Source organism: Kineococcus sp. AC630 (assembly GCF_979255925.1).
Genome location: NZ_CEEDMJ010000011.1, coordinates 1 through 13,584, shown reverse-complemented (window position 1 = coordinate 13,584; position 13,584 = coordinate 1). Strand labels below are relative to the sequence as shown.

The following is a 13,584-nucleotide window of genomic DNA, read 5'->3' as shown; positions in this document are numbered from 1 at the left end:
CCCTGCGGCCCACGGCCCGGCCGGGAGCCCCGGCGAGGTCGTGGGTCAGAGGGGGAGGTCGACGCAGCCGCAGTCGGGGTGCGGGGCCCAGCCGCGGGCCCGCACCCGTCCCTCCGGCAACAGCAGTTCCAGGGAGACCCCCACCGTCGTCGCGGCAACGCCGTCGAGGTGCGAGAGCACCTGCAGCGCAGCCAGTCCGGCGACGGCGTGGGCGGTCGCCGCGTCCACCGGGCGACGGGGCCCACGGCTCAGGCCGTCCCGCGTGGCCGGCCAGCACGGGTCGGCGTCGGTGCGCCAGCGGTCGACGCAGCGCAGGCACGCCGAACGGCCCGGCAGCACCAGCGGCCCGATCAGCACATCGGTGTCGCGCACCACGACGGACAGGTGCACCACACCGTCGGCCAGCAACCCGTCGGCGGCGACGGGTCGTGCGGTGTGCTCGTCCAGCAGGACGACCACGTCGGCCGGCCCGGAGTCCGCGGGGTTCCCCGTCCGGCGCACCCGCGCGGGAACGGCTTCGGGGCGGTCGCACACCAGCCGGCCGACCCCGGCCGCGGCCAGCACCTCGAGCAGCACGTCCGCCGTCCGGGCGGACCCCACGACGGCGACGCTCGCGCGGGCGCGCCCGGTCAGCCGGTCGGGGGAGCCGGCGCGGTCGTAGGCCGCCCAGGCGTCGGCCTCGTCGGAGGGGGGCCGCGCCTCGAGGGGCGGCGCCGGGGGCGAGGACTGCACGACCGCGCTGCGCGGTGTCGACCCCACGAGGAACCGGCCGTCGGGCCGGGCGAGGACGGGCACCCCGCGGGGGAGGGCTCGCGTCGTGGTGGGGGAGAGCATGCGGTCACTGTGCCGCAGGTGTGCCGGAGGGGGACCGCGTCGTCCACAGGCGCACCCTGCCGGTGGTGACCCCGGCACGCGGGGTCACCGACCGGTGGTCAGGAGGCTCAGTCCCGGATCAGGACGCCTTGCCGAGGATGCGGTTGAGGTTGGTGTCGCAGACGGGGCACTTGCCCTTCGCCATCCGACGGCCGTTGGTCTCGACGACGTTGCCCGTCGCCTCGCGCTTCTCCTTGCACTTGACGCAGTAGAACTCGCCGCTCCAGGTCTCGTCGGCCATGGTGCCTCCTCGTGTCTCGTTCGCGGGCGGGTGCCCCGTCGCGGGACCCCCGGTGACCACCCTCACCCGTCGGTGGGCTCCGGTGGTCCTGTCCGGCATCGTGCCCTGCGCAGCCGTGCGAGGCGCGTCGGCACGCCAGAACGGTCAGGTTCGGCACTGCGCGTACCGTGTCGATCACCGCACGACGGACTTCCGGGGCCCGGACGGGTAGCCTGCCGGAGGTGACGGCTCACCAGGAGGGTGCAGCGGCGCTCGATGCTGCCCACGGGGCGCTCGAGCCCCACGACGACTCGCACGACTCGCTGGACCACCCGCGCGACGCGCGACCCCGCCCCGCCGTCGACGTGCGACGCAGCCGCCGCCGGACCCGGACGGTCTCGGCCTACCGCGACGGCGACCGCACCGTGGTGCTCATCCCCGCCCGCTTCAGCCCGGCTGAGGAACGCGAGTGGGTCGAGCGGATGGTCACCCGGCTCGAGGCCGCCGACCGGCGCCGCAACCCGCTCGAGGGCGACCTGCTGGAACGCGCCCGCGAACTCTCCCGTCGTCACCTGGACGGCCTCGCCCGGCCGACGTCGGTGGCCTGGGTCGAGAACCAGCACCACCGCTGGGGGTCCTGCACCCCCGCCGACGGCAGCATCCGCCTGTCCAGCCGTCTGCAGGGCATGCCGAGCTGGGTCCTGGACTACGTGCTGCTGCACGAGCTCGCCCACCTGCTCGTCCCGACCCACTCGCGGGCCTTCTGGGGGCTGCTGAACTCCTACCCCCGGACCGAACGGGCGCGCGGTTTCCTCGCGGGTATCGACCACGCGACGGGCCACGAGGGCCCGAACCACCACGACAAGGACGACGAGGACGAGGACGTGGACGTGGAGGACGAGGACGTGGATGTCGACGTCGACGTCGCGACCCCCTCCGACGACCGTCCCGCCGTCGCCGCGGACGAGCAGTCGCCCGCCGTCGAGGTCGTCGTCAGCACGAGCTGACCCCTTCCGCCGGAGGGGTGCTGCGGGTCACAACTCGGTCACGAACGCCCACGTCAGTGCGGTCCCGGGTATATGTTGCGGCTCACAACTTACTCCCGGCGAGCTGACCGCCGGGAGAGCCAGATGCGAAGGAGCATCCATGCGCGTTCGATCCTCAGTCCTGCTCGCGACCACCGTCGCCGGCGTCCTCCTCGTGTCGGCCTGCGGCAGCAGCGACACGGGATCCTCGTCCCCCAGCGGCGGTTCCTCCGCCGCCGAGGTCGGCGTGATCCTCCCGGACACGAAGTCCTCCGCCCGCTGGGAGTCGTTCGACCGTCCGCTGCTCCAGAAGGCCTTCGACGCCGCCGGCGTCAAGGCCGACATCCAGAACGCCCAGGGCGACGCGTCCAACATGCAGACCATCGCGGACCAGATGCTCACCGAGGGGGTCAAGGTCCTGGCCATCGTCAACCTCGACTCCGACTCCGGGGCCGCGATCGAGGCCAAGGCCAAGAAGCAGGGCGTCCAGACCATCGACTACGACCGGCTGACCCTCGGTGGTTCGGCCGACTACTACGTCTCCTTCGACAACACCAAGGTCGGGCAGGAGCAGGGGCAGGGCCTGGCCCAGTGCCTCGGCGGCGGGGACAAGAACATCGTCTACCTCAACGGTTCCCCGACCGACAACAACGCCGGGATGTTCTCGGCCGGCGCGCACAGCGTGCTGGACCCGATGACGAACTACAAGGCCGTCGCCGAGCAGTCCGTCCCCGACTGGGACAACCAGCAGGCCGCGACGATCTTCGAGCAGATGCTGACCCAGCAGGGCGGCAAGATCGACGGTGTCCTGGCCGCCAACGACGGCCTCGGCAACGCCGCGATCTCGATCCTGGCCAAGAACGGGCTCGCCGGGAAGGTTCCGGTGACGGGGCAGGACGCCACCACCCAGGGTCTGCAGAACATCCTCGCCAAGACCCAGTGCATGACGGTCTACAAGCCCGTCGACCAGGAGGCGAAGTCGTTGTCCGACATCGCCATCGCCCTCATCAAGGGTGAAACCCCCAAGACCACGGGGACGACCAAGGACACCACCGGCAAGCGCGACGTGAAGTCCATCCTGCTCGACCCGCAGCTGATCACCCGCGACAAGGTGAAGACCGTCGTGGACGCGGGTTTCGTCAAGGCCTCCGAGCTGTGCACCGGTGACTTCGCCGCGGACTGCACCGAACTCGGCATCTCCTGACCGACCGACACCCGACCGGCCGGAACCCCGCTGCGGCGGGGTTCCGGCCGGCCGTCACCACGTCCCCCCGAGGAGGGGTGCATGAGTTCCACCACCACTGACGCGACGACCGACGCGACGACGCTGCTCTCGCTGCGCGGCATCGACAAGAGCTTCGGTGCCGTCCAGGTCCTGCACGGCGTCGACCTCGACGTCCGCCCCGGAGAGGTCACCGCACTCGTCGGGGACAACGGCGCCGGCAAGTCGACCCTCGTGAAGTGCATCGCGGGGATCTACGCGATCGACGCGGGGGAGTACCTCTTCGACGGGCAGCCCGTCTCGATCAGCACGCCCCGCGACACCGCCGACCTCGGCATCGAGGTCGTCTACCAGGACCTCGCGCTCTGCGACAACCTCGACATCGTCCAGAACATGTTCCTCGGCCGGGAGAAGCGCCGCGGGGTGCTGCTGGACGAGCCGACGATGGAGGAACTGGCCCGCCAGACGCTGGCCAGCCTCTCGGTGCGCACCGTCCGCTCGGTGCGCCAGCTCGTCTCCAGCCTCTCCGGCGGTCAGCGCCAGACCGTGGCCATCGCCAAGGCGGTGCTCTGGAACTCCCGCGTCGTGCTGCTCGACGAACCGACCGCGGCCCTCGGTGTCGCCCAGACGCGGCAGGTCCTGGACCTGGTGCGTCGCCTCGCCGACAACGGCCTCGGCGTCGTGCTCATCTCCCACAACCTCAGCGACGTGTTCGAGGTCGCGGACCACATCACCGCCCTCTACCTCGGCCGGGTGGCCGCGACGGTGCGGACCCGCGACGTCACGAGCAGCCAGGTCGTCGAACTCATCACGACGGGGCGATCCGGTGACCTCGGTCTCGCTCCCGCCACCGCTTCCGCCCCGGTCTGAGGAGATCGCCATGTCGACCACCGGACAGGAGTCCGAACCCGCGGCCGCCGAGGCCGCGGACACCGCCCCGCTCACCGAGCAGGAGCGCATCGTCCAGCTCGCCCGCGCCACCGCGGGCGGTGGGAGCAGCCTGGCCCAGCCCGCTCCCGAACCGACCTTCCGCGAGGGGGTCAGCGCCTACGTCGCACGGCTGCGCGGTGGTGACATCGGGTCGCTGCCGGCCATCGCGGGACTCGTCGTCCTCTTCGTGCTGTTCTCCGCGCTGCGTCCCGACACCTTCCCCACGCCCGGCAACATCGCCAACCTGCTGGTGCAGGCCTCCTCGATCATCGTGCTCGCGATGGGGTTGACGTTCGTCCTGCTGCTGGGCGACATCGACCTCTCCGCCGGTGTCGCCGGAGGCGCCTCCGCCGCCGTGATGGCCCTCGTGCTGCGCGAGACCGGCGTGAACTGGATCGTCGGCCTGCTGGCGGCCCTGGTCACCGGCCTGGTGCTGGGCACCCTCATCGGTCTGCTCGTCGCCCGGGTCGGGATACCCTCCTTCGTCGTGACCCTCGCGTTCTTCCTGGGCGTGCAGGGCATCACCCTGCGCCTCATCGGCGAGGGCGGCACGATCGCGGTGCGCGACGACGTCATCGTCGCCATCGCCAACTCCAACGTCCCGGTGTGGCTCGGGTGGGTCCTGGCCATCGCGGCCGCGGCCGGGTACGCGGCCGTCAGCCTGCTCCGGTGGACGGGTCAGCGCCGTCGTGGGCTCTCCCGCGACAACCTGGGGGTCGTGGTCCTCCGCGTCGTCGTCGTCGCGGCCGTCCTGCTCCTCGTGACCGCGGTGCTCAGCCAGAACCGGGCCCGGGTCGCCAGCATCCACCTCGCCGGCATCCCGTACTCCGTCCCGCTCATCGCCGTGCTGCTCGTCGTCCTCACCCTGGTGCTGGGGCGCACCCGCTACGGCCGTCACGTCTACGCCGTCGGCGGCAACCCCGAGGCGGCCCGCCGGGCGGGCATCTCGGTGCGCGGGATCCGCATGTCCGTCTTCATGATCGGCTCGACGCTGGCCGCGCTGGCCGGGGTCATCGACGCCTCCCGCCTGAACTCCGTGGCCCCCGGGTCCGGTGGGGCGAACACCCTGCTCCTCGGGGTGGGCGCGGCGGTCATCGGCGGGACCAGCCTCTTCGGCGGCAAGGGCCGCGTCTCCAACGCGGTCATCGGTGGTCTGGTCATCGCGGCGATCGCCAACGGCCTGGGGCTGCTGGGCCAGGCCCAGTACGTCAACTACCTCGTGACGGGCGTGGTCCTGCTGCTCGCCGCGACGGTCGACGCCGTGTCGCGTCGACGCCGAGCGTCCTCCGCGGTCTGAGCCCGTCGTGGACGCGTCGGGGGCCGGAGGACCGCGGGGACAGGGCACCGAGGACGTCCGCCGGCACAACCTCTCGACGCTGCTGGGCCTCGTGCACAGCCGGGGCGGGGTGACGCGCGCCGAGGTCACCCGCGACCTGGGCCTGAACCGCTCGACCGTCGGCGCCCTCGTCGGGGCGCTGGTCGAGGCGGGGTTGCTCGTGGAGGAACCCCCCGCCGACCAGAGCCCCGGCCGGGTGGGCCGCCCCTCCTTGCAGGTGCGTCCGCGCGCCGGGGGCGTCGAGGTGCTCGCGGGCTACGTCGACGTGCACGCCGTGCAGGTCGTGCGGGTCGGCCTGGGCGGCACCGTCCACGGCCGGCGCACCATCCCGACCTCCACCCCACCTGCTCCGGAGGAGGCCGCGGACCTGGTCGCCGGGGCTGCGGTGGAACTGCTCGAGGACTCCCCGCACGTCCCCGTCGTGGGGGTGGGGCTGGCCGTCCCGGGGACGGTGCGCACCGGCGACGGCACGATCGGCCTGGCCCCGAACCTGGCCTGGCGCGACGTGCCCTTCGGCGCGCTGGCCGCGGCGGCACTGGCCGAGCGGACGGGACGCGCGCTGCGGGTCGACGTCGCCAACGACGCCGATCTCGGACTCATCGCGGAGGTCCGTCGGGGCGCCGCGGTCGGGCTCTCCGACGTCGTGTACCTCTGCGGGACCTACGGACTCGGCGGGGGTGTGCTCACCGGGGGACACCCGCTGACCGGGCACCGGGGCTACGGCGGCGAGGTCGGGCACATGAGCGTCGACCCCGACGGCCGCGCGTGCCGCTGCGGCAGCCGGGGGTGCTGGGAGTCGGAGACCCTCGCCGAGGCGTGGGCGGAACCCTTCGACCTGGACCCGGCCGCACCCGACATCGCCGACCTGGTGCTGGCCCGGCTCGCCTCCGGCGGGGTCGTCAGCCGACGCACCCGGGACCGGTTGTCCCGGGCCTTCGCCCGTGGGCTGGCCAACGTGTGGCACCTCTTCGACCCGCAGACGGTGATCCTGGGCGACGGTCTGTGGCGCCGGTTGTGGCCGGAGGTCAGCGACGACGTCCTGCCCTGGGTCGACCGCCTGGTCATGCCGGCCATGCGGGCCGACGTCACCGTGAGCCTCTCCGCCCTCGGATCGCGCTCCACCGTGCTGGGCGCTGCGGAACTGGCCTGGAGCCCGCTGCTCGCCGACCCCGTGGGGTTGCTGGCCGCGCAGGACGGGCGGGAGGCTGCGGTGCGGGTCTGAGCGACCCGCACCGCCGGCCTCACTGCGGGCGGGGACCCTCCTGGTCGGGACCCTCGGTCCCGTCCCCGGACCCGCCGTCGAGCAGGTCGCGCAGGGCGGCGTCCATCGCGTCCCCCTCGGGTGCGGTGGCGTCGTCGATCCCCAGCCGGCGCTCGACGAAGGCCGCTGCGTCGTCGAGGTCCTCCGCCGTGGGCAGCAGGTCCGGGTGGTCCCAGACCGCGTCGCGGGCGCTGCGCCCGCCGCGGGCCAGGAGGAGCTCCCACAGCGCCGCGGCCTCCCGGGCCCGGCGCGGTCGCAGTTCCAGCCCGACGAGCACCGCGAAGGCGTGCTCCGCGGGGCCACCCGTCGCCCGGCGGCGGCGCATCGTCTCGCGCAGCGCCGCGGCGTGCGGGAGGACGTGGCCCGCGGCCTCGTCGGTGACGTGGTCGACCCAGCCCTCGACGAGCGCGAGCGCCGTCTCCAACCGCGCGAGCGCGGCCTGCTGGGCGGGGGTGGACTCGGGTTCGAAGATCCCCGAGGACAGCGCCTCCTGCAGCGACTCCGGGTTGGTCGGGTCGATCTGCTGGGCCGCCTCGGCGATGCGGTCGCCGTCGACGGAGATGCCGCGGGCGAAGGACTCGACGGAGCCGAGCAGGTGGCTGCGCAGCCACGGCACGTGCGCGAAGAGGCGCTGGTGGGCGGCCTCGCGCAGCGCGAGGTAGCGGCGGACCTCGTCGAGGGGGACCTCGAGACCCTGCGCGAAGCTGCGGACGTTCTCCGGCAGCAGCGCGGACTTCCCCGAGGGCGCCAGCGGCAGCCCGACGTCGGTGGTGGAGAGGACCTCACCGGCGAGCTGGCCGATGGCCTGCCCGACCTGCATCCCGAACACCCCGCCGCCGACCTGGCGCAGCATGGCGCCGGCCGAGCCGAGCATCGCGGCCATCTCCGGTGGGGCCTGGGCGGCCATCGCGTCCCCCATGGCGGCGGCGACGTTCGTCGCGACCGGCTCCACCAGCTGGCGCCAGACCGGCATGGTCTTCTCGACCCACTCGGCGCGGCTCCAGGCCTCCAGGGTGCCCGCGGCGGCCTCGAGGTCGGTCTGGCCGTCGAGCCAGAGGTCGGCCACGCGCAGCGCGTCCTCGACCTCGCGGCGGTCGACGGCGTTGGGTGTCGGGTCGCCGTTCTGCGCGGCGGCCTGGCGGGCGAGGTCGTGGGCGACGTCCCAGTTGACGGGGGCGTCGGAGCCGCTGGAGAGGAACTTCTGCAGCTGGCCGAGGACCTGGCCCATCACGGCCGGGTCGAAGCCGGCCTCGCCGAAGCCGGGGATGCCCTGCATGCCCGCGGGGAAGCCGGGGATCTGCCCACCGGGGAACTGCCCGCCCGGGAACTGGCCGCCGAAGAGGGGACCGAGCAGGTCCTCGAGCGGGTTGCCGCTGGACGGCCCGGGTCCGGGGTCCTTCTTGCCCGGTGCGCCGGAAGGCCGGAACCCGGGCTGGCCGCCGCGCTCCTCGGGGAGCTGCTCGCCGCGGGTCTCCTCGGCGTCGCCCTCGCCCTCGGGACGTTCCCGTCCCTCGTCGTCTCGCTGGTCCACCGTGTCCTCCGCATCGTCGACCGGCCCGCGTCGTGTCGGCGCGGTCCGGCTCGGTCCTCCTGCAGGTCGTCTCCCATGATGACGCCCCGCACCCGGAGCGACGACCGGCGGGCGGTCCGCGTTCCGCCTCCCGCGTCTTCTTCACCCTCGGCGAACGTAGGCTGAGGTGGTGTCGAGCGCGTCCCCCGGTGAGTCGATCGCTTCGCCCGAGCCCGGGGGGTCCTCCGCGTCGCTGCCCCGGGGGCGCTCCACCGCGCTGAGCCCGCGGGGCACGCTGCTGGCCGTCTCTGCCTTCACCGCGGTGCTGATCGCCGCGCTGCTGAGCGTCGTGCACGTGCCGTACGTGGCCTTGAGCCCCGGACCCGTCACGGACGTGATCGCCGGCGCGACGAAGGACACGAAGGGTCTGATCAGCATCTCGGGGCACGAGACCTACCCCACGACGGGGCAGCTGGACCTGACGACGGTCTCGCTGCGCGGTGGTCCCGGTCTGGAGATGACGCTGGGGGAGCTGCTCGCCGACTGGCTCGACCCGGCTGTGAACGTCGTCCCGCGCGCGCTGTACTTCCCGCCGACCCAGACCCAGCAGGAGGCCGACGCGGCCAGCGCGGCCGAGATGACCGGTTCGCAGACCAACGCGAAGGTCGCGGCCCTCACCGAGCTCGGGATCGAGGTCCCCGCGACGACGACCACCCAGGTGGACTCGGTGGCCTCCGACGCCCCGGCCGGCGCGGTCCTCCGCGCCGGTGACGTCATCACGACCCTCGACGGGACCGCCATCGCGGACTTCCCCGCGCTGCAGAGCGCGATCCGCGCCCTCCCCGGTGACGCCGAGGTGAGCATCGGGCTGACCCGCGGCGGGAAGCCGCTGACCGTCACGACGAGGACGGTCAGCGCGAACGGGACGACGCTGCTGGGGATCACCCCCTACGTCGACTACCGCTTCCCCTTCGCCATCGACATCGCCATCGACGACGTGGGCGGCCCGAGCGCGGGCACGATGTTCGCGCTCGGCATCGTCGACGAGCTGACCCCGGGCGCGATGACCGGAGGACAGCACATCGCCGGCACCGGGGCCATCGACGCCGACGGCACGGTCGAGCAGATCGGTGGCCTGCGCCAGAAGGTGCTGGGGGCGCAGGCCGACGGAGCGACGTGGTTCCTGGCCCCGCGCGCGGAGTGCGCCCAGGTCGCGGGCGCCACCCCCGACGGCATCACGGTCGTCCCGATCTCGACCCTGCACGAGGCCCGCACCGCCGTCGAGGCGATCGGCGCGGGCCGGGGCTCCACCCTCACCACCTGCGACCAGGCCCCCTGAGAGGGGGCCCGCTCGCGGCGGGTTCAGTCCGTGAGCGTGGCCTGCAGGGCGCTGACGAGGCCGGGGACGAGGTCGGCACCCGTCCGGACCTCGCCGTCGGAGTCCTTCGAGCGCGAGCGCACGGCGCACTCGTGGCGGCCGTCGCGCAGCACGCCGACGGCGATCCGGACGTCCTCGGCCAGCGGGTGCGCGGCGAGGGCCTTCGCGCGGCCCTCCTCGTCGTCGGCGGAGGTCGCGGCCCGGACTTCAGCCTCGGCGTCCGGCGGGACGAGGATCTTCTCCACGACCAGCGCGGCCCCGTCGACGCCGTCGGGCCAGGCGAGCTGCGCCAGCAGGTCGTCGAGGTCGGCGACGTCGGGGACGCCCTCCTGCTCGACGGAGGTGAGGTGGTCGGCGTCCGCGCGGGCCTCGTCGACGACGTTGGCCGGCAGGCGCCACTCCAGGCCGGGATCGCGCTGGAGCGCGTCCGCGGTGCGCACGAGGGCGAACAACCGCAGCGGCGCTCCCCAGCCGTCGGAGGCGACGTAGCGCTCGATCTCGGCGACGGTCCGCCACAGGCCGGAGGGGCCGGAGGAGGGGGGTGGGGAGGTCAACGCGTCGGAACTCACGGCCCGCATGGTGGCACGAACGGCCGGCCGGCCGCCTCCACGTCGCCGCCCGCGGCCCGGGAAGGCCCCATCAGGTCACCGGATCTGCACCGGGCGTGCACGTTCACCGCCCAGCGACCCGGCCGTGACAGCAGGGTGACAACGAAGTGGTCACGATGCGTGGAACCGGTACGACTCGGGGCACCCGGACGGGGGCTTGTAAGTTGCAGAACTGTGAGCTTCCCCCCGCGCCGCCCCTCTCGGCCTGTGCTCCGGCGTCGTCGCCGTGGCGCAGCCCTGCCGACCATCCTGATCCTGGTGGGGGTGGTCATCGCCGTGATGGTCGGCGCCCGCATCACGGCCGACGTGTGGTGGTTCGACGAGCTGGGCTTCCTGTCCACCTTCACGACGAAGCTGTGGCTGCAGATCGTCCTCTTCGTCGTCGGGGGCGGGCTGCTCGCGGCGGCCGTCGCGGTGTCGCTGACGATCGGGTACCGCTCCCGTCCCGTCTACGCGCCCGTCTCCACCGAGCAGGCCGGTCTCGACCGCTACCGCGAGTCGCTGGAACCGCTGCGCCGCGTCGTGGTGATCGTGCTGTCGGTGGCCGCGGGGCTCTTCGGCGGGTCGGTGGCGATGAGCCGCTGGCAGACCCTGCTGCTGTGGTGGAACCGCGTCGACTTCGGCACGAAGGACCAGCAGTTCCAGATGGACCAGGGCTTCTACGTCTTCTCGTTGCCGTGGTTCACGTTCCTCGTGAGCTTCCTCACCGCGGCCGTCGTGCTCGCCGGCATCGGCGGGCTGGCCGCCCACTACCTCTACGGCGGGCTGCGCCTCTCCGGCGGCGGTGACCGCACCACCCGCGCGGCCCGGATCCACCTTGCCTCCCTCGCGGCCGCCTTCCTGCTGCTGCGCGCCGTCGGGTACTGGCTGGACCGCTACGAGGTGATGACGAGCAGCTCCGGCTACGTCACCGGGGTCGTCGGCCCGACCTACACCGACGCCAACGCGGTGCTCCCGGCGAAGGCGATCCTGGCGCTCATCGCCATCGTCGTCGCCCTGCTCTTCGTCGCGGCCGCCGTCGGGTCGTCGTGGCGGCTGCCGGCGATCGGGACGGGCCTGCTCGTGGTGAGCGCCATCGCGATCGGCGGCATCTACCCGTGGGCCGTGCAGAAGTTCCAGGTGACCCCGAACCGGCAGAGCCTGGAGAAGGACTTCGTCGGCTGGAACATCGACGCGACCCGCGACGCCTACGACCTCGCCGACATCGACGTGTCGGACTACTCGGCGAGCACCACGGCCAGCCAGGGGCAGCTCTCGGCCGACGCGCAGACCATCCCCAGCGTGCGTCTGCTCGACCCGGCGATCGTCGGTGAGGCCTTCCAGCAGAACCAGGGGCAGCGCAGCTACTACAAGTTCGGCGAGACCCTCGACGTCGACCGCTACGCCACGGAGAGCGGGACCCAGGACGCGGTCGTCGCCGCCCGTGAGCTGAACCTCGCGGGGCTGGCCCCCAACCAGCGGACCTGGGTCAACGAGCACACCATCTACACCCACGGCTACGGCGTCGTCGTCGCCCAGGGGAACTCCCGCTCACCGGACGGCAGCCCCAGCTACCTCGAGGCCAACGTCCCGACGACGGGGGTCCTGAAGCTCCAGCAACCGCGGATCTACTTCGGTGAGGGCACGACGGACTACTCCGTCGTCGGGGGCGGGGACAACGAGATCGACTACCCCGACGGCTCGCCGACGGGGTTCGCGCGGACCCAGTACGACGGGTCCGGCGGCGTCGCTGTCGGGAACCTGCTGCAGAAGCTGGTCTACGGGCTGAAGTTCGGCGACCAGAACATCCTGCTGTCCAGCTCGGTGACCGCGAACTCGAAGATCCTCTACGACCGCACCCCGCGCGAGCGCGTCGAGAAGGTCGCGCCCTGGCTGACCATGGACGGCGACGCCTACCCCTCGATCGTCGATGGTCGCGTCGTCTGGATCCTCGACGGGTACACGACGTCGAGCTCCTTCCCCTCCGCGGCGGCGACCGAACTCGGCACCGCCACCACGGACGCGCTGACCCAGTCCCAGGGCAGCAGCGTCCAGGCGTTGCAGGACCGCACCGTCAACTACGTGCGGAACTCGGTGAAGGCCACCGTCGACGCCTACACCGGCGAGGTCTCCCTCTACGAGTGGGACGACACCGACCCGGTGCTCAAGGCCTGGATGAAGGCGTTCCCCGACGCGGTGAAACCCCTCGCCGACGTCGACGCCTCGCTGATGCAGCACCTGCGCTACCCGCAGGACATGTTCAAGGTCCAGCGCGAGGTCCTCGAGAAGTACCACGTGACCGACCCGGTCTCCTTCCTCACCGGTCAGGACTTCTGGAACGTCCCGGACGACCCGACCGTCGAGGTCCCCACGGGTGCCACCCGGCCGAAGCAGCCCCCGTACTACCTGACGTTGCGCACGCCGGACCAGCAGGACCCGACGTTCAGCCTGACCACGACCTACGTGCCGGCCTCGAACGCCAACACCCGGGGAACCCAGGTGCTGCGTGGTTTCGCCGCGGTGGACTCCAACGCCGGGGCGGAGACGGGGGTCAAGAGCCCCGGGTACGGCAAGATCCGGCTGCTGGAACTCCCGCAGTCGACGACCATCAACGGCCCCGGGCAGATCCAGAACAACATCCGCTCCGACACCGCCGTCGCCGACGCGGTGAAGCTGCTCACCGTCGGTGGCGGGTCGACGGTCAAGTACGGGAACCTGCTGACGTTGCCCGTGGGCGGCGGCCTGCTCTACGTCGAACCGATCTACGCGCAGAGCACCGGCGACAACTCCTTCCCGCGCCTGAGCCGTGTCGTGGCGGTGTTCGGCGACACCATCGCCATCGACACCACCCTGGACGGGGCGCTGAAGAAGGTGTTCGGCGGGAACGCCGGGGCCACCGCGGGCGACGCGGGGACGGCCCCGTCCACCGGGACCACCCCGACGGGCACCCCGACGGCCGGCGCGACCGGGACACCCACCGGGAGTCCCACGACCGGTGACGCCGCGACCGAGCTGCAGCGGGCGCTGGACACGGCCAAGCAGGCCATCCAGGACTCCTCGGCCGCGCTCGCCGCGGGCGACTTCGCCAAGTACGGCGAGGCGCAGCAACGCCTCACCGCGGCCGTCAACGACGCGAGCGCGGCCCAGAACCGCCTCGAGGGCGGCGACGGCAGCAGCCCGTCGGCCAGTCCGTCCTCCTCGGCCGCGCCGCCGGACCCCACGGGCACCCCCACCCCCTGACC

The 13,584-nt window shown here is 72.9% G+C and carries 11 protein-coding genes; 7 read left to right on the top strand and 4 right to left on the bottom strand.

Going from position 1 to position 13,584, the window contains the following annotated elements; genetic code table 11:
* Window positions 1-45: 45 nt before the first annotated feature.
* Both AC0I8G_RS12935 and AC0I8G_RS12930 read right to left on the bottom strand, forming a co-directional pair.
* On the bottom strand, window positions 46-834 hold the full coding sequence (locus AC0I8G_RS12935; protein WP_471730282.1) for a hypothetical protein: 789 nt from the start codon (window positions 832-834) through the stop codon (window positions 46-48).
* Between the two features lie 118 nt (window positions 835-952).
* Window positions 953-1,114 carry a DUF5679 domain-containing protein gene (locus AC0I8G_RS12930; RefSeq protein ID WP_328292357.1) on the bottom strand — a complete coding sequence of 54 codons (162 nt, stop codon included), beginning with the start codon at window positions 1,112-1,114 and terminating at the stop codon, window positions 953-955.
* Between the two features lie 302 nt (window positions 1,115-1,416).
* Between AC0I8G_RS12930 and AC0I8G_RS12925 the strand changes: the two genes are divergently transcribed.
* From AC0I8G_RS12925 to AC0I8G_RS12905, 5 genes are all read left to right on the top strand, one after another.
* A complete protein-coding gene (locus AC0I8G_RS12925; RefSeq protein WP_471730400.1) occupies window positions 1,417-2,100 on the top strand; it encodes a M48 metallopeptidase family protein in 684 nt (227 codons plus the stop codon).
* A 139-nt stretch (window positions 2,101-2,239) separates the two neighbouring features.
* The gene (locus AC0I8G_RS12920; protein WP_471730281.1) at window positions 2,240-3,322 is read left to right on the top strand and encodes a sugar ABC transporter substrate-binding protein; all 1,083 of its coding nucleotides are present in this window, start codon (window positions 2,240-2,242) and stop codon (window positions 3,320-3,322) included.
* An 81-nt stretch (window positions 3,323-3,403) separates the two neighbouring features.
* Complete coding sequence (locus AC0I8G_RS12915; protein ID WP_471730280.1) at window positions 3,404-4,210, top strand: ATP-binding cassette domain-containing protein; 807 nt, start codon at window positions 3,404-3,406, stop codon at window positions 4,208-4,210.
* A gap of 10 nt (window positions 4,211-4,220) precedes the next feature.
* Window positions 4,221-5,567, top strand: coding sequence for a sugar ABC transporter permease (locus AC0I8G_RS12910; RefSeq protein ID WP_471730279.1), 1,347 nt, complete (start codon window positions 4,221-4,223; stop codon window positions 5,565-5,567).
* Between the two features lie 7 nt (window positions 5,568-5,574).
* Window positions 5,575-6,828 (top strand): ROK family transcriptional regulator, encoded by a 1,254-nt coding sequence (locus tag AC0I8G_RS12905; RefSeq protein WP_471730278.1) that lies wholly within the window; start codon window positions 5,575-5,577, stop codon window positions 6,826-6,828.
* A gap of 19 nt (window positions 6,829-6,847) precedes the next feature.
* Here the strand turns inward: AC0I8G_RS12905 and AC0I8G_RS12900 are convergent, their stop codons facing one another.
* The gene (locus AC0I8G_RS12900; protein ID WP_471730277.1) at window positions 6,848-8,398 is read right to left on the bottom strand and encodes a zinc-dependent metalloprotease; all 1,551 of its coding nucleotides are present in this window, start codon (window positions 8,396-8,398) and stop codon (window positions 6,848-6,850) included.
* A gap of 169 nt (window positions 8,399-8,567) precedes the next feature.
* On the opposite strand from AC0I8G_RS12900, the gene AC0I8G_RS12895 reads away from it, so the two are divergent.
* Window positions 8,568-9,716, top strand: coding sequence for a YlbL family protein (locus AC0I8G_RS12895; RefSeq protein WP_471730276.1), 1,149 nt, complete (start codon window positions 8,568-8,570; stop codon window positions 9,714-9,716).
* A gap of 23 nt (window positions 9,717-9,739) precedes the next feature.
* Here AC0I8G_RS12895 and AC0I8G_RS12890 read toward each other — a convergent pair whose 3' ends face one another.
* Window positions 9,740-10,333, bottom strand: a complete 594-nt coding sequence (locus AC0I8G_RS12890; RefSeq protein WP_471730275.1) for a PPA1309 family protein — start codon at window positions 10,331-10,333, stop codon at window positions 9,740-9,742.
* Between the two features lie 204 nt (window positions 10,334-10,537).
* Here AC0I8G_RS12890 and AC0I8G_RS12885 point away from each other — a divergent pair, with 204 nt between their 5' ends.
* Window positions 10,538-13,582, top strand: coding sequence for a UPF0182 family membrane protein (locus AC0I8G_RS12885; protein WP_471730274.1), 3,045 nt, complete (start codon window positions 10,538-10,540; stop codon window positions 13,580-13,582).
* Window positions 13,583-13,584: the final 2 nt, after the last annotated feature.

Excerpts from the sequence above, each read along its gene's own strand:
- AC0I8G_RS12935 (WP_471730282.1), bottom strand. The coding sequence starts at position 834 with ATGCTCTCCCCCACCACGACGCGAGCCCTCCCCCGCGGGGTGCCCGTC.
- AC0I8G_RS12930 (WP_328292357.1), bottom strand. The coding sequence starts at position 1,114 with ATGGCCGACGAGACCTGGAGCGGCGAGTTCTACTGCGTCAAGTGCAAG.
- AC0I8G_RS12920 (WP_471730281.1), top strand. The coding sequence starts at position 2,240 with ATGCGCGTTCGATCCTCAGTCCTGCTCGCGACCACCGTCGCCGGCGTC.
- AC0I8G_RS12915 (WP_471730280.1), top strand. The coding sequence starts at position 3,404 with ATGAGTTCCACCACCACTGACGCGACGACCGACGCGACGACGCTGCTC.
- AC0I8G_RS12910 (WP_471730279.1), top strand. The coding sequence starts at position 4,221 with ATGTCGACCACCGGACAGGAGTCCGAACCCGCGGCCGCCGAGGCCGCG.
- AC0I8G_RS12890 (WP_471730275.1), bottom strand. The coding sequence starts at position 10,333 with ATGCGGGCCGTGAGTTCCGACGCGTTGACCTCCCCACCCCCCTCCTCC.